The 17,921-nt window shown below is 50.5% G+C and carries 16 protein-coding genes; 10 read left to right on the top strand and 6 right to left on the bottom strand.

Annotation, left to right across the window (positions count from 1 at the left end):
• Window positions 1-177 precede the first annotated feature (177 nt).
• Window positions 178-3,060, bottom strand: a complete 2,883-nt coding sequence (locus tag JKP81_RS11715; RefSeq protein WP_200551867.1) for an RHS repeat protein — start codon at window positions 3,058-3,060, stop codon at window positions 178-180.
• Between the two features lie 362 nt (window positions 3,061-3,422).
• Here JKP81_RS11715 and umuD point away from each other — a divergent pair, with 362 nt between their 5' ends.
• Both umuD and umuC read left to right on the top strand, forming a co-directional pair.
• Window positions 3,423-3,857 carry a translesion error-prone DNA polymerase V autoproteolytic subunit gene (gene umuD, locus JKP81_RS11710; RefSeq protein ID WP_200551866.1) on the top strand — a complete coding sequence of 145 codons (435 nt, stop codon included), beginning with the start codon at window positions 3,423-3,425 and terminating at the stop codon, window positions 3,855-3,857.
• Window positions 3,841-5,103, top strand: coding sequence for a translesion error-prone DNA polymerase V subunit UmuC (umuC, locus tag JKP81_RS11705; RefSeq protein WP_200551865.1), 1,263 nt, complete (start codon window positions 3,841-3,843; stop codon window positions 5,101-5,103). Before umuD ends, umuC begins: the two co-directional genes overlap by 17 nt.
• Window positions 5,104-5,184: 81 nt before the next feature.
• Here umuC and fabV read toward each other — a convergent pair whose 3' ends face one another.
• Both fabV and JKP81_RS11695 read right to left on the bottom strand, forming a co-directional pair.
• Window positions 5,185-6,378 (bottom strand): enoyl-ACP reductase FabV, encoded by a 1,194-nt coding sequence (fabV, locus tag JKP81_RS11700; protein WP_200551864.1) that lies wholly within the window; start codon window positions 6,376-6,378, stop codon window positions 5,185-5,187.
• Window positions 6,378-6,818 (bottom strand): MaoC family dehydratase, encoded by a 441-nt coding sequence (locus JKP81_RS11695; protein WP_200551863.1) that lies wholly within the window; start codon window positions 6,816-6,818, stop codon window positions 6,378-6,380. Before JKP81_RS11695 ends, fabV begins: the two co-directional genes overlap by 1 nt.
• Before the next feature lie 524 nt (window positions 6,819-7,342).
• Between JKP81_RS11695 and JKP81_RS11690 the strand changes: the two genes are divergently transcribed.
• The 5 genes from JKP81_RS11690 to JKP81_RS11670 all read left to right on the top strand — a co-directional run bounded on the left by JKP81_RS11690 (window position 7,343) and on the right by JKP81_RS11670 (window position 11,558).
• A complete protein-coding gene (locus JKP81_RS11690; RefSeq protein ID WP_200551862.1) occupies window positions 7,343-8,530 on the top strand; it encodes an acetyl-CoA C-acetyltransferase in 1,188 nt (395 codons plus the stop codon).
• A gap of 40 nt (window positions 8,531-8,570) precedes the next feature.
• Window positions 8,571-9,308 carry an acetoacetyl-CoA reductase gene (phbB, locus tag JKP81_RS11685; protein ID WP_200551986.1) on the top strand — a complete coding sequence of 246 codons (738 nt, stop codon included), beginning with the start codon at window positions 8,571-8,573 and terminating at the stop codon, window positions 9,306-9,308.
• 72 nt (window positions 9,309-9,380) lie between these two features.
• The gene (locus JKP81_RS11680) at window positions 9,381-10,271 is read left to right on the top strand and encodes a phosphate acyltransferase (protein ID WP_200551861.1); all 891 of its coding nucleotides are present in this window, start codon (window positions 9,381-9,383) and stop codon (window positions 10,269-10,271) included.
• Between the two features lie 2 nt (window positions 10,272-10,273).
• Window positions 10,274-11,344 carry a butyrate kinase gene (buk, locus tag JKP81_RS11675; RefSeq protein ID WP_200551860.1) on the top strand — a complete coding sequence of 357 codons (1,071 nt, stop codon included), beginning with the start codon at window positions 10,274-10,276 and terminating at the stop codon, window positions 11,342-11,344.
• Window positions 11,345-11,354: 10 nt separating this feature from the next.
• Entirely contained in the window at window positions 11,355-11,558 is a 204-nt protein-coding gene (locus tag JKP81_RS11670) for a hypothetical protein (protein ID WP_234455610.1), read from the top strand.
• Between the two features lie 77 nt (window positions 11,559-11,635).
• Here JKP81_RS11670 and smrA read toward each other — a convergent pair whose 3' ends face one another.
• Window positions 11,636-12,199, bottom strand: coding sequence for a DNA endonuclease SmrA (gene smrA / locus JKP81_RS11665; protein WP_200551859.1), 564 nt, complete (start codon window positions 12,197-12,199; stop codon window positions 11,636-11,638).
• A gap of 511 nt (window positions 12,200-12,710) precedes the next feature.
• Between smrA and ogt the strand changes: the two genes are divergently transcribed.
• The 3 genes from ogt (at window position 12,711) to uspE (ending at window position 15,284) form a co-directional block, all read left to right on the top strand.
• A complete protein-coding gene (gene ogt, locus JKP81_RS11660) occupies window positions 12,711-13,226 on the top strand; it encodes a methylated-DNA--[protein]-cysteine S-methyltransferase (RefSeq protein ID WP_200551858.1) in 516 nt (171 codons plus the stop codon).
• A 209-nt stretch (window positions 13,227-13,435) separates the two neighbouring features.
• The gene (gene fnr, locus JKP81_RS11655) at window positions 13,436-14,188 is read left to right on the top strand and encodes a fumarate/nitrate reduction transcriptional regulator Fnr (protein WP_016496244.1); all 753 of its coding nucleotides are present in this window, start codon (window positions 13,436-13,438) and stop codon (window positions 14,186-14,188) included.
• A 145-nt stretch (window positions 14,189-14,333) separates the two neighbouring features.
• Window positions 14,334-15,284: a universal stress protein UspE gene (gene uspE, locus JKP81_RS11650; protein ID WP_200551857.1), complete on the top strand. Its 951-nt coding sequence runs from the start codon at window positions 14,334-14,336 to the stop codon at window positions 15,282-15,284.
• Window positions 15,285-15,313: 29 nt separating this feature from the next.
• Here uspE and JKP81_RS11645 read toward each other — a convergent pair whose 3' ends face one another.
• Window positions 15,314-16,426 carry a mechanosensitive ion channel family protein gene (locus JKP81_RS11645; RefSeq protein WP_200551856.1) on the bottom strand — a complete coding sequence of 371 codons (1,113 nt, stop codon included), beginning with the start codon at window positions 16,424-16,426 and terminating at the stop codon, window positions 15,314-15,316.
• Window positions 16,427-16,532: 106 nt separating this feature from the next.
• Window positions 16,533-17,921 (bottom strand): Re/Si-specific NAD(P)(+) transhydrogenase subunit beta, encoded by a 1,389-nt coding sequence (gene pntB, locus JKP81_RS11640; RefSeq protein WP_200551855.1) that lies wholly within the window; start codon window positions 17,919-17,921, stop codon window positions 16,533-16,535.

Genomic DNA, 17,921 nt, shown 5'->3' with positions numbered 1-17,921 from the left:
ACCTTGTGTCCGATTCCCCCTCAGTCAAAAAGCGACTGGCTGAGGGGAAAACACGGAAAGCCTAACCGTGGAAGGGAGAAAAGAGGTGCTCTGACTTATGCCTACATCAGGTGGCATAAAACAGATACGCCGTGCAGAACCCAATTCAGGCGCGATGCCCCTGGCCTGCTCCCCTATTTAATGTAACAACTGCGAGCTGGTTGGTGCTTTATATCGCTGCATATAAAGTTTTAACTCATCAATAAATTCACTCTCTGAAATCGTATTGGTATTAATTTTTTTGGCAATATTCTGTGAGAAGTCAATAAAATCTCTCACACTGTTTTCATGCCCCACCAGTGCGGCTCTGCCTATATTTTCAAGCGAAAGTTTAAGATTCCATCCTTTATCATGTTTCGCTTTTCTTTTTACCGTGTTTTTTAAAAAATTCGTCGCCATTGCCTCGGCGCTGGCCAATGGCATTTCTATCCCTTCCAGTAAAATCATCTCTGGTTTCTTCGGCGCGATAGCGGCGGCCTCATCAACGGCTTTGATGCTGTTTTCCGACACGGAATGAAGTGCCGCCGTACTTCCCATATGCTCCTCCTGAACATTTTCAGCGGATTCTTTAAAATCGCTTTGTTTGATTTTTTCTATTGCTTCCTTTTTTTGCTCTTCGGTAAAGACCCGACGCCCTCTTTTACGCCGGGTATTGCTGGCCATTGCGGTCAGGCTACTTTCCGTTACGTCATCTGCCTGAGTCAGCGCTTCATCCGCCGAAAATGACGAAATATCCGTAGCGTTCTCTTCCACCGGAGACGCGGTGATCGGTGTGGGTTCACTCTTCTCAGACGGATTCACGCGCAGGGCTTCCAGCGCCTGGCTCATTTCTTCAGGACTAAATACTCTGCGTCTTCTGTCGTTTCTTTTACTGTTTTTTATCTCCGTATTGCCAGACATGGACGCTGACGGACTGGATCCTTGTTCTTCGTCATCCAGCGTCTTCCTCGGCATTAATCCGTCTTTATCACTCAAGGTCACTGGATTATTTCTGACCATTCTGTAGAGATTCAGCCCATCAAGCGTTCCTGCCCGATCGCTGGACAGCCATCGACCCGCCCACGGCTGGTAGTAGCGGAAACCGTAGTAATACAGCCCCGTCGCCTCACGCTCTTTGCCGGAGTACCTCATGGTTTTGTAAGTTACTTCGGCCTGGCTGCGCGCCGTCAGGAGAGCGGTTCCCCCGTACGGGTAGTACTCTTCCATGCTGATGATTTCGCCCTCTCCGCTCAGCTCAAGCTGGCTGCTGCCGACCAGGTTATCGTAACTGTAGCGTGTCTGGTCGTTCGCGATGTCTGCGGGCTTGCCGCTCTCCCAGTGCAGCACACGCACCTGCGCCCGTCCGGCCTCGCCGACGATAATCACCTGCAGGCTTTCTTCTGCATCGCCGTTTGTGGTACTTCGCAGCTCCAGCCCCGGCAGGTAAACCACTCGCTGCGTCTGCGTACTGCCGCTGGTCTTCTGTATGCCGACTTTCAGGATCCGCTGGCTGCCGCCGTCATAGCGGTAGCTTTCCTGATCGTCTGCGCCGCCGTCACGCGTCACCGGGCTCACTTTCTGTAACTCGTTACGCGACGTCCAGACCAGAGGCTGCCCCGCCAGCAGCTGTTTCTGTTGTCCACCCGCCGTGAACAGGGCATCCACATCAGACGGATTAGTGGTCAGTGTGCTTAATACTCCCCGGTTACTACGATCGCTGACGGTAATATCGGTCGTGTAACTGTGGTTCGTCGCGGGTGCGCTGTGGCGTATCTGCGTTAGATTGCCGCCATTGTCATAGCAATAGGTGCGGATAAAACGAGTATATGCAGAGCTGTCTGTCGGAAGGGGAACAATGAAGGACGGTAAATTGCTGCCCTGCTGATCGGCATTTGCCATCTCGCGTCCAGTGGCGCTAATCAGCTGATACAGGCTATCGTAGCTGTAGGTATTTTCAGGTACGACTTTCTGATTGCGCCAGAAACGGGTCTCTTCCGCATCGTTGCTGATGCTAAGCACGTTGCCCACTGGATCATATTCATAACGCAGATCCTGCAACACTTTCGCACCGGAAACATGTTCCTCCGGGCGCGCTGTTTTTATCCCGATCAGACGCTGTGTCTCCGGTTCATATAGGTATGTCGTCACCACGCCATTACCGTGTTCCTCACGCAACTTCTGACCCGCCGCGGAGTACGTCAGGGATTTCACGATAATTTGCTCTGTGCCGCCTTTCACTGTCAGCCAACTGCCGGACATCATTCCAGCCACATCGTACGCCATACGTTGCTGATGACCCGCCGCGTCGGTGGTCGACAAAACTGCCCCAGTGGCATCGGAGGTTGTCAGAGTGATATAGGTTTCCGCCTCCAGCACGTCGTTCCATGCGGAAGTATCCTGACCTTGCCAGTTGACCTCCATGTTTGGGTCGTCCGCATCTTTCAGCAGACGGCGAGTTACAGAGAGAAGCACGCCTGTCAGAGCAACGCTGTCGCGCTGTATAAGACCTGCGGTGTCGTAATAGCTAACAGCCAGTCCGGCAAGATTCTGCGCCTTCTCCGCATCGCTGTTACCGGCATAGACAAAGCGCTCTGCAATGCGGCCAGCTTCGCCGTTGATCTGCTCGGTGATACTTATCGGGCGGCCCGGCAACGAAGCGTCCTCGTACTGCCAGGTTCGGGTCACGGCCTGATTTCTGTTTTCTGTACCATCGTCAGCGGTGTCAATATTGCTGATGGTCATAAACGATCGACCCGCAGCATCGTTCAGCGCCACGGACGTTCCGTTATCAACACCCTGTGTACGCAGAACCTTTCCGCTCAGGCCAGTCAGATAGCTGAAGTTTGCAAGGCCAGTGTCGTGCAGGCGCGGATCAGCGCTCTGCAGTAAAAAACCACGAGCGCTGTACTGGCGGTGGGTGATGCGCTCACTGGTGGTGTCCGGCGAGTCGGGATGGCGATGATACGAGACTTCACGAACGATCAGGCCACGGTTATCGAGCACCGTGACCATAGGGGTTTTGCTGAATAAAGATGTGCTCATAGGAATCTCCTGGGAATGGTGTGCAGCCCGTCAGGCTACACAGAAAATCATAGGAGACTTGCACTGGAGTGGGTACTTTCAGGGCTGGCGGCAAACAAACAGCCGATCCGCTAAATATCATTTGCCGTTATTGTGCGCCCGACGCAATGGAATGCGAGCCAGGTAAAATAAATAAGAGTCTGTCATCACTTAATGAGATTCTCTCTCAACAGAACAGTCTATTTTTACCCGCTTTTGGCGAGACTTTTTAGCTAAATTCTTTGCTACTTCAAATATTTCCTGAATGTGGCCCGCTGCGCCTCTTGATCAGTGGCTGAATTTAGCAATACTGTATATAAATACAGTTAACCGAGTTCATCATCATGCAGTTCATCCCATCGACCGAGAGTGATCACCTCATTCCCCTTCCGCTCTTTGCTGAACGCGTTCCCTGTGGGTTCCCAAGCCCGGCGCAGGATTATGTCGAAGAGCGGCTTGATTTAAACAAACTGGTCGTAAAACACCCCAGCGCGACTTACTTTGTCAGGGTCAGCGGGGATTCGATGATCGGTGCAGGGATTAGCGATGGTGATTTGCTGGTGGTTGATCGCTCATTGACCGCCGGGCACGGTGACATTGTTGTTGCGGCGGTTGCCGGGGAATTTACGGTGAAGGAGTTGCGGACTCGCCCTGTTCTCCAGCTCATTCCGCATAATATTCAGTATGCGCCAATTGTTTTCCAGGCTGAGGAAGAGTTGCAGATCTTCGGCGTCGTGACATTTACGTTGAAATCAAACCGACATGTTCGCGCTTGTTGATGTGAATAACTTCTACGCCTCCTGCGAGACGCTGTTTCGCCCGGATCTCCAGGGGAAACCTGTCGTTGTCGTGTCCAACAACGATGGGTGCATTATCTCGCGATCGCGTGAGGCAAAAAAACTCGGCATAGACATGGCTGCGCCTTATTTCAAGATCAAAGATGAGCTTCATCGTCAACGCGTGACGGTGTTTAGCTCAAATTATGCTCTGTATGCCGACCTCAGCAATCGGGTTATGTCGACGCTGTCTGAAATCACCCCCGCCGTCGAGCTTTATTCGATTGATGAAGCTTTTATCGATCTGTCTGGCGTATCAAACTGTATTTCACTTGAGGCATTCGGTCACCAAATTCGTAATCAGATCCTGAAAAATACCGGGCTGACAACCGGCGTTGGCATTGCACCAACGAAAACCCTCGCCAAGGTGGCCAATTATGCTGCCAAAAGGTGGGTCAGCTACGGCGGCGTTGTAGATATTTCCTCCCGAGAGAGGCAACGCAAGCTCCTGTTTCGTGTGCCGATACAGGAGGTCTGGGGCGTGGGACGTCGTATCAGTAAAAAGCTGGCGTTAATGGGCATTGAAAACGCGTTGCAACTTGCCGACAGCTCAACCTGGGTTATCCGTAAACACTTCAATGTTGTGCTGGAACGTACAGTGCGGGAACTGCGCGGCGAATCATGCCTGGCGTTTGATGAATTTATCCCGACTAAGCAGCAAATTATTTGTAGCCGCTCTTTTGGCAAGCGAATCACGCAGTATTCAGATATGCATCAGGCAATATGCGCCTATGCTGAACGCGCGGCGGAGAAGTTACGCGCTGAACATCAATTCTGCCGATTCATCAGCATTTTTATTCGTACCAGCCCGCATACGGATAATCGTATTTACTACGGAAACCAGGCATCCGTGACGTTGATGACGCCGACCAATGATACGCGCGACATTATCCGTGCGGCGACAAGTTCGCTGGATCAGATATGGCGGGAGGGGCATCGCTATATGAAGGCAGGTGTGATGCTTTCAGATTTTTTCAGCAGCGGCGTTGCTCAACTTAATCTATTTGATGAAAACCGCCCCTACGCGAACAGTGCGCTGCTGATGGAAACCATTGATCGTTTAAATAACTCGGGGAAAGGAAGCGTCTGGTTTGCAGGACAGGGAATTGAAAAAAACTGGTCGATGAAACGCGAGATGCTTTCCCCCGCCTATACCACACGTTATTCCGACCTGCCCGTTGTGAAATAAAGACCGTACAGAAGCTATGACGACCGCGATTTTCATCAACAAATGCGCCGACGGACGGGCGCATTGTCATATCAGGCATGCTTATGCGTGGCTGTACTCTTTTACCAGTTGGCGCAGATCCAGCTCAGAGGAGTAATCCACATCCGGCATTGAGAAGCCATTTAGCGCGTAAAATTCGGAGAGATACCCGGCGAAGTCGCCAACGGTTTTAAAGTTCTCGGTAGTGACCCGTTTTCTTAGTAACTCTACGGCTTGCTGAACATCCGGGCGCAGCTCGAAATCATCAAGGCGGATCCGTCGCTCGTCATCCGTGATGACGTTGCCCATTGGCGGGTAAAGGTGGTTCAACATCAGTCTGTGCATCTGCTCAATGCAGGTTTCATGCAACCGCTTCTGCTTCATTACTTTGTACAGCAAGGTAATATATAACGGAAACATAGGGATAAACGCGCTGGCTTTGGTCACCAGCGCTTTGCAGACCACCGCGTAGGCATGTCCATTAATGCGCTGGAGTTGTGCGTCAAGATGATCGGCTGTCGCGTGCAGATGGGCTTTCGCCGCGCCTAACGCGCCCTCTTTATAAAGCGGCCACGTTGATTTCGGGCCAGTATAAGAGTACGCCACCGTTTTGAACCCCTCGGCCAACACACCGGCAGCCGATAACATATCAATCCAGCGTTGCCAGTCTTCCCCGCCCATGACTTTTACCGTATCGGCCAGTTGTTGTTCGGTCACCGGTTCCAGCGTCTGGTTCACCATCTTGCGGGTTTCCAGGTCAAAACACGGGCCGGAAAAAGCTTGCCCGCGCACGCCAAGCGTTGAGGTATAGCGCGTGCCATCCGGGCAAATACGCACGCCAGAGGCAACCGAATAGACAAGTAGATCAATGCTGCCGCCAAACTCCTGCTTGATGTACGCAATCACGTCGTTGCGGGTCGTATCGGAAAAAGCATCCGCGATAAAATTTTTCGCGATAAGCCCTTTCTCATGTGCCCGGCGACGAAAAAAAATATTGTTATACCATCCGGCGCTGCCCATACCTTTTTCACCCGGACTTTTTTCAAATGAAACGCCAATCGTATCGGCACCGCCCCCAAAGGCCACCGCGATGCGTGAGGCCAGCCCATATCCGGAGGAGGCACCAATCACCAACACCTTTCGCGGGCCATAAATTTCCCCATGCGATTCGACATAATTAATTTGTTTATCAATGCCCTGACGTAAACCTTCAGGATGGCAGTTTTTAGCCACATTACCTTGAATAATGAGTTCCATCAGTTCGCCTCCTCAGCCAGCGCTTTTTCCTGTGGCGGCAAAACGACGGCTTCACCGACAATAACCTGATCCCCATGCTGATTGGTGCACGTGGTTTTGAGCCGCACCCGGTTTTTTTCGCAATTAATCGCGATAACTTCCGCCGTCGCCGTAATCGTATCGCCAATAAATGTTGGTTTAATAAACTTGAGGTCTTGTCCGAGATAAATAGAACCGTTACCGGGTAATTTATTAGCAATGACCGCAGAGATAAGTCCACTTACCAAAATACCATGCACCACGCGTTGCCCGAATATACTTTCCCGCCCTGCACTCTCATCCAGATGAACAGGATTGGTATCGCCTGATGCCAATGCAAAATCTGCGACGTCGTTATCCGTCAATGTTTTTTTAAACTCCGCACACTGACCAATATGCAAATTGTGGATTGTATTAACCATAAAGCACACGTCCTTTTAAATATATTTTGAATAGCGTTTAACGGAAGCATTTAGAGAAACAACTAATTGCATCCATATACACCTGGTTTTCCCAATCCCGTCAACCCCCATAGAGATCTCATTAGCTATAAGAACGGAATTATATTTCTCTTTTCAGATGCAGCGCATTTGTAAATGAATTCTTAAATTAGCTTTTTTACTTAAGACAAAATCGCAACGCGGAGCCAACCTCATGGAAACCAGCAGGGAAAATTTTTCTTTATCAACAAGATAACTCCAACATCATCAAGAAAGATCTACACGCAATCCTTATTAAAAGCTAAGAAAAAGATCATTATCACCGGAGCAATGAGGAATAAAAAACAAACAGACAAATTTAACAAATAAGACTAATTACGAAAAAATAAGAAGTGCCTTTATTCTAAAACCACCTTTAACAACTTTTAAGTATTGACGCATATCAATACTGCAGAAAGATCTCTGCGCATTAATAGTTGAATCATTTACATCAAAAGGTAATACAAATGAAGGACACGGATATTGTCGTTCTTGATTGTGCAAGAACTGCCATCGGCGTACTTAATGGATCTTTGTCAGAAATTAGCGCACCTCAATTAGGCGCCACGGTAATTAAAGCGCTTCTGGAAAAAACGAGAATTGCAGCAAAAGAGATCGATGAAGTTATTATCGGTCAGGTTCTTACCGCGGGAAGTGGACAAAATCCGGCGCGCCAGACATTAATTCAGGCAGGCATTCCAACCGATGTTCCGGCGCTGACAATTAATAAAGTGTGTGGTTCGGGGTTAAAAGCGCTGCAACTGGCATGGCAAGCGCTGAAATGTGGTGATGCCGAATTAATTATTGCCGGAGGGCAAGAAAGTATGAGCCAGTCGCCACATGTTTTACCCCATTCACGTAGCGGTATGAAAATGGGTAACTGGCCAATGCAGGACAGCATGGTTAAGGATGGCCTGTGGGATGCTTTTCATGATTATCACATGGGGATCACCGCTGAGAATGTGGCCGAAAAATATGCGATCACACGTGAAGAACAGGATGCTTTCGCCCTTGCGTCACAGCACAAAGCGGCGATCGCGTTAGAAACGCATCATTTTGCCAGTGAAATTGTTCCGGTTGATATCACCCGGCCTCGTAAAGAGCCCGTCCTGTTTGATACCGATGAATTCCCCCGTCCGCAAACATCACGGGAAGGCTTAGCCAAACTCCGACCAGCGTTTAAAACCGACGGCACTGTCACCGCCGGCAATGCCTCTGGCGTTAACGATGGGGCGGCAATGGTTATGCTGGCAACGGCGAAAAAAGCGCGTGAGTTGGGGATCTCTCCGCTGGCCAGAATCGTGGCGTTCGGTACTTCAGGCGTCTTGCCAGAAATAATGGGAACCGGCCCCATCACAGCGTCTCGTCATGCGCTGGCCAGGTCGAACTGGCAGGTTGATGAGTTGGATCTTATCGAAGCCAATGAAGCCTTTGCCGCTCAGGCCATCGCCGTCAACCGGGAAATGGGCTGGGATCTTTCCAGAGTGAATGTCAATGGCGGCGCGATTGCGCTCGGCCACCCTATCGGTGCTTCAGGCACGCGAATTTTCGTCTCTTTGCTCCATGAAATGCAGCGCAGAAAAAGCAAAAAAGGTCTGGCAACGCTGTGCATTGGTGGTGGTATGGGCATCGCCGTCACCGTCGAAATGGAATAACGCCACTATGAAGAATGTTATTTAACGTGAGGAAATAATGATGGGTAAAGTTGCGCTTGTGACCGGTGGGATCCGCGGAATTGGTGGAAAAATCAGCCTTCGCTTTCTGCTCGAGCATTACCAGGTTATCGCGGTTGATACAGATGCGGATCGCCTGAAAGAGTGGATTGAAATCCAGCGAGAAGTAGGGTTTGCCAAAGCCGATGCTATTCGTTGTGACGTCAGCGATTACGCGCAGTGTCAGGACGCGGTCAGCACGCTGCTGAAGCAATATGGTCATATTGATGTTCTGGTGAATAACGCGGGTATTACCCGCGATGCAACCTTTAAAAAAATGGATAAATCGCAATGGGATGCGGTTATTCAGGTCAACCTGAACAGCATGTTCAATATGACCAAACCCGTTCTGGATAACATGCTGGCAAACCAGCGCGGACGCATCATTAATATATCGTCGATAAATGGTCAGAAAGGACAGTTTGGTCAGACTAATTATTCGGCCGCCAAAGCGGGTGTGCATGGTTTCACGAAAGCGCTGGCACAGGAGGTAGCGCGTAAAAATATTACCGTTAATACCATTTCTCCAGGCTACATCAACACCGAAATGATGCAGGCCATCCCCACCGATGTGCTGGAAGCTATTGTGGCGCAGATTCCCGTTGGTCGCCTCGGCGAAGCCGATGAAATCGCCGAACTGGCCATGTATCTGGCCAGTGATAAGGCCGGGTTTATTACCGGTTCCAATATCGCCATCAATGGCGGTCAGCATATGTATTAAGGATATGCCATTTCCGGGCCTCACCGGCGATACATCTGGTGAGGCAATATTGGGGACTCAGGATTTTTTATCATGCTTGAAAAATTAAGTTCGTTTGTTGAGCTCGCGCGCAGGAAAAAGCCGAAAATAGTTGCCATTGCCGCGGCAGAAGATTCTCATGCACTCGAAGCCATTAAATGGATCAGAAATGATGGGCTGGCAGAGGCCATTCTGATTGGTTGCCGGGATAAAATAACCTCGCTCGCCGAAGACCTTAAATTTGATATCAGTAATATGGAAATAGTGGATATTCCAGATAAAGCTGAAGCCTGCAAAGAGGCGGTGCGAGTCGTCAAATCCGGACAAGCGCATATTTTAATGAAAGGACTGGTCGATAGCGCCATTTATCTGCGAGCGATTTTAAATAAAGAAACTGGCATTGCGGCATCACGGCTTGTCACGCAATTAGCCTTTATCGAAAGCCCGCATTATCACAAGCTGTTTGCGATCACCGACGCTGGCATCACTATTGCACCTGATCAGCGAGATAAAGCCACGATGATTGCCCAGTCGGTTAATGTCCTGCATCAGGTTGGTATCGCAGTGCCCAAAGTCGCGCTAATTGCCGCCGTGGAGCATATTACGCCAGCAATCACCGCTACCGTGGATGCCGCGGCGCTGAGTGGCATCACTTATGATAACTGTCTTGTTGAAGGTCCGCTGTCCATCGATCTGGCGTTTAATAAAGACTCCTGCCGACATAAAGGGTTGCATTCCCAGGTTGGCGGCGATATTGACCTGGCCGTCCTTCCGGATATCAACAGCGCCAATGTCTTTTATAAAACGGTGATGCAACTTGGCGGAGCATTGAGCGCAAGTACGCTAACGGGAACGTCAAAACCAGTGGTATTTACCTCGCGATCGGACAGCGCTAAAACAAAATATTTTGCTATTGCTTGTGCGATATCTCAATGCAAGGACTGACTATGTATATTTTGGTAATAAATCCAGGCTCAACGTCTACAAAAATTGCGGTATATAACAACCGCACGCAGCTTATTTACCGCACATTTAATCATGATGAAAAAGAGATGGCGGCTTTTTCCACGATTCTGGAGCAAAAAGCCTTTCGCAAACAGATTATTCTCGACATATTGCAGGAGCATGGTTTTCGCTTAAACGACATTGATATATTTATCGGCCGCGGTGGTCTGGTTCGTCATTTGCAAAGCGGCGTTTATCGGATTAATGACGACTATATTCACGATGCCAGTGTCGGCCTGAACGGTGAACATGCTTCTAATCTGGGAGCCATATTGGCCTGGGAGCTCGCGCGGGCGGTAAATAAAGAAGAGATGGCTTATACCGTTGATCCTGTCGTCGTCGACGAATATGACCCGATAGCAAAAATATCCGGAATGCCGGAAATTTCACGCGTTGGCGCTTTTCACGCGCTGAATCAAAAGGCTGTTGCGCATCGTTATGCCACGGAAACAAACCGCCCCTATTCTGCGCTTAAATTGATCGTGGCCCATTTAGGTGGCGGTATCAGCGTGGGTGTTCACCGCGATGGACGTATTGTGGATGTGAATTCAGCCCTGGGCGGCGATGGACCATTCTCGCCGGAACGCGCTGGCCGCCTTCCCAGCTATGAATTATTAAAACTGTGTTTTTCAGGGCAGTACACGTATGCGCAACTGAAGAAGAAGTTGATTGGCGAAGGCGGCGTATATGGTTATCTCGGCACCAAGGATATCCGCGACGTTGAGCAACAGATTATGGATGGGAATAAAAAGGCGCTGGAGATTCTGGAAGCTATGGCCTACCAGATAGCCAAAGAGATCGCCTCGTGCGCCGCGGTACTGGAGGGGTGGGTCGATGCCATCATTATTACCGGCGGCATAGCCTATAACAGAAGAATTGTCGAACTTATCCGTCAGCGCGTCAGTTTTATTACACCTGAAATCATCGTTTATCCTGGTGAGGATGAAATGTTCGCGCTGGCCGATGGGGTTCTGGCAGCGATGGAAGGTCAAAGGGAGTTAGTCGAATACTGAAGAGGTATAAATGATGAGTAAAAAGAATATTACATTGTTTCCAAATCAAATTACCGTGACAAAACCTAATGGCAGCGTATGCCTGCACATCAATTTCAACGATGGGCGGGATGATATTTCAATTGAGCTGAATAGTACGGAGGCAGAACATCTTTCAAACGCGCTGGATACCCGGCAACGTGAAATCCTTATTGCGACCGAATATGCCGATTAATAACACAACGGGAACCTGTCTGGTTCCCGCCCTTTATTTACCATTCGCAAGCCAATTTCCCGATTCCGCTGCGTTCTTCAACGACTGCGTTTTGCATGCCGTTCCCAGTTATCCTGTTTTGCCTGCTCGGACTTGCGGATAGCGACGTAACAAGCACCGCTTCCGCCGTGGTGCGGCAACGCGGTGCAAAACGCCTGGACCTCATCGAATTCAGGCAGCCAGCGCGCCAGATAACTCCGAATGATATTCGCATGCGAACCGTCTTCACGCGCTTTACCATGAATGATAAGCACATTGCGTAGCCCATCCTGGCGCGCATGATACATAAAACGGAACACCATTTGTCGGCACTGCTCTACCGATTGGCGCAGTAAGTTCAGGCTTGCCTGTTGGCCATATTTCCCCTGGCGCAGTTTATCAAGCACTCCTTGTTGCAGACCTTCTCGTTTGAACTCCAGCGGTGAGCCAAGCGGCACGATATCAAGAAACCCGGTGGTCAGAAAGTTGTCGAGTTGCAGCGTGTCGACGCGTTGTAACGTGCGCGAATTGTGGCTCGGTTGCCAGTGCACATCGGCACTGCGCTTCAGGGGTTGGACATCTTCCATGGCGTCAAGGAAAAGCGATTTGTCGTCAGGGTTCATAGGGCAGTCCTCCAGCTACTTCTGCCTCCGTACTATAGCTGGCAGTGCCTGCGCTCACAATGACCGGTGCTAAATTGGTTTTTAGATACTAGCGATTGGTTCTCCCGGACGATATTCCAATAACATTATTCTTCGTAATGCTATTAGAACTTAACCTTAAGGAAAATTAATATTCTGAATTTCAGTTAAATTAACGTGAAATCAATCACCAATTCAGAGTGGAAATATGATGCAGGAACGCTATAACTATATTTACCGCGCAAGGATGAAAATGCACAAAATAACGAACGGATGCGCTGCTGTGTGTACTGTAGAGCCTGACGGATGTCGGCAGGCTCTATTTTTTTATTCACGAAATAAGCACATATATCATCCATTAAATAATGCATACTTCGCTGACTATTATTTCACCAGCTTATTTCTTTATCCAGAATATAGTCCCTTTCGGGGTATAGCAGCATCACAGGTCGTTTGGTAAATTGGCGCTGTTGCCCACTGAAAAGGATGCCAAATGCTAACCCTACTTGAAGATAATATTCCCACGCCGCTTGGCCCGCTTTGGGTTCTGTGCGATGAGCAATTCCAGCTTCGCGCGGTTGAATGGGAAGAACACAGCGAACGAATGGTTGAGTTACTGAATATTCACTATCGTCGGGAGGGTTACCAGCGAGTGGCGGCGCATAATCCGGGCGGCTTAAGCCAAAAATTGCAGGACTATTTTGACGGTGATCTGGCAGTGATAGAAACACTGCCGACGGCGACTGGCGGCACACCTTTTCAGCGCGAAGTATGGCAAGCGCTACGCACTATCCCCTGCGGCCAGGTAATGCATTATGGTCAACTGGCGGTAAAACTGGGACGTGCAGGCGCCGCGCGCGCGGTCGGCGCAGCGAATGGTTCAAATCCGGTGAGTATTGTCGTGCCCTGCCATCGCGTTATTGGCAGTAACGGCACGATGACGGGATATGCGGGCGGCGTGCAGCGAAAAGAGTGGTTGCTACGCCATGAAGGGTATCTTCTATTGTGAGAAAAAACGCATATTTAGCGTTCTTTTCACCCTCTTTTGTGGTAAAAGCCTTAGCGAAATGATGGAATTTCAAAGAGATGGTGCAATATCATCTCTTCTCATTTCTGCCTCCCGTTTTATTAATCGTGAATTGACGTTTTACCGGGCTTACGCGCCCAGTAAAAAGCTGTTAAAATTGACCAATATCAATTACGGCGTTGAGCAGACCTATGATCCCGGAAAAGCGAATTATACGACGCATTCAGTCTGGCGGTTGTGCAATCCATTGCCAGGATTGCAGCATTAGCCAGCTTTGCATCCCCTTTACTCTTAATGAACATGAGCTGGATCAGCTCGATAACATCATTGAGCGTAAAAAGCCCATCCAGAAAGGTCAGACCTTGTTCAAAGCCGGGGATGAATTGAAATCGCTGTACGCTATCCGCTCCGGTACGATCAAAAGTTACACCATTACCGAACAGGGCGACGAGCAGATCACCGGTTTCCATCTGGCGGGTGATTTGGTGGGCTTTGATGCCATCGGTACCGGTCATCACCCGAGCTTCGCACAGGCGCTTGAAACATCAATGGTCTGTGAAATCCCCTTTGAAACGCTGGATGACCTCTCGGGTAAAATGCCCAACCTGCGTCAGCAGATGATGCGTTTGATGAGCGGCGAGATCAAAGGCGATCAGGATATGATCCTGCTACTTTCGAAGAAAAATGCAGAAGAGCGCCTGGCGGCGTTTATTTATAACCTCTCACGCCGTTTTGCACAGCGCGGTTTCTCCCCGCGTGAATTCCGCCTGACGATGACGCGTGGCGACATCGGCAACTATCTGGGTCTGACGGTGGAAACTATCAGCCGTCTGTTAGGTCGTTTCCAGAAGAGCGGCATGCTGGCGGTAAAAGGGAAATATATCACCATTGAAAATAGTGACATGCTGGCGCAACTGGCTGGCCATGCGCGTAACGTTGCCTGAGTTTTCCCCCGTTTGATCTCACCTTTGCCGGGTCATTAAATTTATCTGATTTATTGATCTGGCGAAGGCTTTCCCCTGTTTCATTCAGCACTTATGGGTTATCTTTTACTGACAGACTGTGGTGACAGATGTAAGGAGACCCTGTATGGCTAAGTATCAGAATATGTTGGTCGCCATCGATCCCAATCAGGACGATCAGCCAGCGTTACGACGTGCTGTGTATTTGCATCAACGGATTGGCGGCCGCATCAAAGCGTTTTTGCCTATCTATGACTTCTCTTACGAAATGACCACCCTTCTGTCCCCCGACGAGCGTACCGCGATGCGCCAGGGCGTCATCAGCCAGCGTACCGCGTGGATCCGCGAGCAGGCGAAATACTATATCGACGCGGGTGTGCCAGTCGAAATTAAAGTGGTCTGGCACAATCGTCCCTTCGAAGCCATCATTCAGGAAGTTCTGGCTGGTGGACACGATTTACTGCTGAAGATGACCCACCAGCATGACAAACTGGAATCCGTTATTTTTACCCCGACCGACTGGCATCTGCTACGCAAATGCCCGTGCCCGGTATGGATGGTGAAAGACCAGCCCTGGCCAGAAGCCGGGCGTGCAGTGGTCGCAGTCAATCTCGCCAGCGAAGAGATTTACCACAACTCGCTGAATGAAAAGCTGGTCAAAGAGACGCTGCATCTGGCCGAACAGGTTAACCACACCGAAGTGCATCTCGTTGGCGCATACCCGGTGACGCCTATCAACATCGCGATTGAGCTGCCGGAATTCGATCCCAGCGTATACAACGACGCCATTCGCGGTCAGCACTTGCTGGCGATGAAAGCGTTACGGCAGAAATTTGGCATCGACGAAAAACTCACGCATGTGGAAAAAGGGTTACCTGAAGAGGTGATCCCGGATCTGGCTGAACACCTGCAGGCAGGGATTGTCGTGCTTGGCACCATCGGGCGCACCGGGATTTCCGCCGCCTTCCTTGGCAACACCGCCGAGCAGGTTATTGATCATTTGCGTTGCGATCTGCTGGTCATTAAACCGGATGAGTACCACACGCCTGTCGAACTGGACGACGAAGAAGACGACTAAACAAGCAACCCGCCGCAAGGCGGGTTTTTTTATACAGCCGTTTGTTCCCCCTGTGGCTCTGCGGGCGGCGTTTCAACAGCCACTCCCCCTTTCACCACTACGCACGGCAGTGCCAGTTCAATCTCCTCTGCGGCCAGATGCTCCATGATGCGGATATTGATTTCTTGCTGGATATCCATGTAGGTGTTGTAGTCTGCCGAATTGACGATATGCACCACTTCAAAATTCAGCCGATCGGTACCAAACCCGAGGAAATGAGCACGGTCAAAACGCGTGTTGCCAACATCAGTGATGATGCTACGCACCATCTCACCCACTTTACGCAGCTTCTCCGGCGGCGTAGTGAGCGCCAGACCAAAAGTGAAGACGATGCGCCGGGTCTGCATACGTTTGTAGTTATGAAGCGTTTGCTGAAGCAGGATGGCGTTACCGCAGACAATCTGCTCCCCGCTCAGGCTACGGATACGCGTTGTTTTCAGGCCAATATGCTCAATGGTGCCGGCAACGTCGCCGAAAACGACAAAGTCACCAATCTCGAAAGGTTTATCAAAACCGATAGAAAGTGAGGCGAAAACATCGCTGAGAATGGTTTGTACCGCCAGCGCAATGGCGATACCGCCCACCCCAAGACTGGCGACCAGAGCGGTAATGTTGACCCCGACATTCGCCAGAATCGATAACAACATCATCGTCCACAGCATCATGCGCAGCAGCAGACCAGCGATAACCATAGTGACCGGATTTTTACTGGTGTTGGGCGAGAACATCAAATGACGCATCCACGACACCACGCCCTGATCAAGCCAGAGGGCGATTTGGATCGCCAGCACTAAAAACCAGGCGTGCCCGAGCGTGTTAAACAGGTGATCGGGGAGATCGACAAACCGCAGGCTGAAGAGTAACGCCGCCACAAAGAGCAGGAATTTGCTGGTGCGCCTGAGCATATCCACCACAACATGCTGCAGCCTGCCGACGCCCTCCTGCTTTTCACTCCAGTTGCGCGCGCCTTTCAGCACCATATTCAGTAAGTAGGTGAACAGCCAGTAGACAACCAGCGTAACGATAACCACCGTGGCAAGACCAATCCAGAATGAGGGCAGCATCAATATGGATATAAAGTCAAAACGTGACAAAAACGTCATCCTTCCTCCTCATAAAAAACATGAAGATAAAAGTATAGACACTCTGCTTTCGTCTACGCAGGCCAAAAAAAACCGCTCCGAAGAGCGGTTTTTCAATCCGTACGATTTACAGCGCTTTGAGGATAGCGTCGACGCTGGCTTTGGCATCGCCAAACAGCATCTGCGTGTTCTCTTTGAAGAACAAAGGGTTTTGCACGCCCGCGTAGCCCGTGTTCATGGAGCGCTTGAACACGATCACGTTCTGCGCTTTCCATACTTCCAGCACCGGCATACCTGCGATCGGGCTCTTCGGATCATCCTGCGCCGCCGGATTAACCGTGTCGTTCGCACCGATAACCAGTACGGTATCGGTGTCGGCGAAATCATCGTTGATTTCGTCCATTTCCAGCACGATGTCATACGGCACTTTCGCTTCCGCCAGCAGCACGTTCATATGACCCGGCAGACGTCCGGCAACCGGGTGAATACCGAAACGCACCTTCACACCGCGCGCGCGCAGTTTCTCGGTGATTTCTGCCACCGGATACTGCGCCTGCGCCACCGCCATGCCGTAGCCTGGGGTGATAATGACCGAATGCGAGTTTTTCAGCAGTTCTGCGGTCTCTTCGGCATTGATTTCACGGTGCTCACCCGCTTCTTCATCGCTACCGGTTGAGGAGCCGTCAGTACCAAAACCACCGGCAATCACGCTGATAAAGGAGCGGTTCATCGCCTTACACATAATGTAAGAGAGGATCGCACCGGAAGAACCGACCAGCGCACCGGTCACGATCAGCAGGTCATTGCTGAGCATAAAGCCCGCCGCCGCTGCCGCCCAACCGGAATAGGAGTTCAGCATGGAAACCACAACCGGCATATCCGCACCGCCGATAGAGGCCACCAGATGCCAGCCAAACATCAGCGCGATTATCGTCATCACCAACAGCGCCAGCACTTGCAAGCCGACGCTTTCAGTGCGCACAAACACCAGCAGCAGCACGAAGGAAACCACTAACGCCGCCAGGTTAAGTTTGTGACGATGCGGCAGCATCAGCGGCTTAGAAGAGATTTTCCCGCGCAGTTTACCGAATGCGACAATAGACCCCGTGAAGGTCACCGCACCAATAAAGATGCCGAGGAACACTTCAGTCAGGTGAATATTCACCAGCACCGGATCCAGCCCTACTTCGTGGTCGAGATAGCTGTTAAAGCCTACCAGTACCGCAGCCAGGCCGACGAAGCTGTGCAGCACCGCCACCAGCTCTGGCATTTCGGTCATTTCAACTTTCTTCGCCAGGCGAATACCAATCGCGCCGCCGATAATCATCGCCACTAAAATCCAGGCGACATTGCCGGTGTCCGGGCCAAAGATGGTTGCAATCAGCGCAATCGCCATCCCGGCGATACCAAAGTTATTCCCCTGCTGGGACGTTTCGTGTTTAGAAAGTCCCGCCAGGCTGAAAATAAACAGGATCGCGGCAACAATGTATGCAGCTGTAACTAATCCTCCAGACAT

Source organism: Kosakonia sp. LAM2021 (assembly GCF_016620385.1).
In the GTDB taxonomy this organism is placed as follows: domain Bacteria; phylum Pseudomonadota; class Gammaproteobacteria; order Enterobacterales; family Enterobacteriaceae; genus Kosakonia; species Kosakonia sacchari.
The sequence above is the reverse complement of the archived record's forward strand: the minus strand, read 5'-3'. Positions and strand labels throughout refer to the sequence as shown.

What these genes read in the sequence shown, in the direction of transcription:
- JKP81_RS11695 (WP_200551863.1), bottom strand. Translation starts at nt 6,818, where the DNA reads ATGGTTAATACAATCCACAATTTGCATATTGGTCAGTGTGCGGAGTTT.
- umuC (WP_200551865.1), top strand. Translation starts at nt 3,841, where the DNA reads ATGTTCGCGCTTGTTGATGTGAATAACTTCTACGCCTCCTGCGAGACG.
- JKP81_RS11715 (WP_200551867.1), bottom strand. Translation starts at nt 3,060, where the DNA reads ATGAGCACATCTTTATTCAGCAAAACCCCTATGGTCACGGTGCTCGAT.
- phbB (WP_200551986.1), top strand. Translation starts at nt 8,571, where the DNA reads ATGGGTAAAGTTGCGCTTGTGACCGGTGGGATCCGCGGAATTGGTGGA.
- fnr (WP_016496244.1), top strand. Translation starts at nt 13,436, where the DNA reads ATGATCCCGGAAAAGCGAATTATACGACGCATTCAGTCTGGCGGTTGT.
- JKP81_RS11690 (WP_200551862.1), top strand. Translation starts at nt 7,343, where the DNA reads ATGAAGGACACGGATATTGTCGTTCTTGATTGTGCAAGAACTGCCATC.
- smrA (WP_200551859.1), bottom strand. Translation starts at nt 12,199, where the DNA reads ATGAACCCTGACGACAAATCGCTTTTCCTTGACGCCATGGAAGATGTC.
- JKP81_RS11645 (WP_200551856.1), bottom strand. Translation starts at nt 16,426, where the DNA reads ATGACGTTTTTGTCACGTTTTGACTTTATATCCATATTGATGCTGCCC.
- JKP81_RS11680 (WP_200551861.1), top strand. Translation starts at nt 9,381, where the DNA reads ATGCTTGAAAAATTAAGTTCGTTTGTTGAGCTCGCGCGCAGGAAAAAG.
- umuD (WP_200551866.1), top strand. Translation starts at nt 3,423, where the DNA reads ATGCAGTTCATCCCATCGACCGAGAGTGATCACCTCATTCCCCTTCCG.
- pntB (WP_200551855.1), bottom strand. Translation starts at nt 17,921, where the DNA reads ATGTCTGGAGGATTAGTTACAGCTGCATACATTGTTGCCGCGATCCTG.
- buk (WP_200551860.1), top strand. Translation starts at nt 10,274, where the DNA reads ATGTATATTTTGGTAATAAATCCAGGCTCAACGTCTACAAAAATTGCG.
- ogt (WP_200551858.1), top strand. Translation starts at nt 12,711, where the DNA reads ATGCTAACCCTACTTGAAGATAATATTCCCACGCCGCTTGGCCCGCTT.
- uspE (WP_200551857.1), top strand. Translation starts at nt 14,334, where the DNA reads ATGGCTAAGTATCAGAATATGTTGGTCGCCATCGATCCCAATCAGGAC.
- JKP81_RS11670 (WP_234455610.1), top strand. Translation starts at nt 11,355, where the DNA reads ATGATGAGTAAAAAGAATATTACATTGTTTCCAAATCAAATTACCGTG.
- fabV (WP_200551864.1), bottom strand. Translation starts at nt 6,378, where the DNA reads ATGGAACTCATTATTCAAGGTAATGTGGCTAAAAACTGCCATCCTGAA.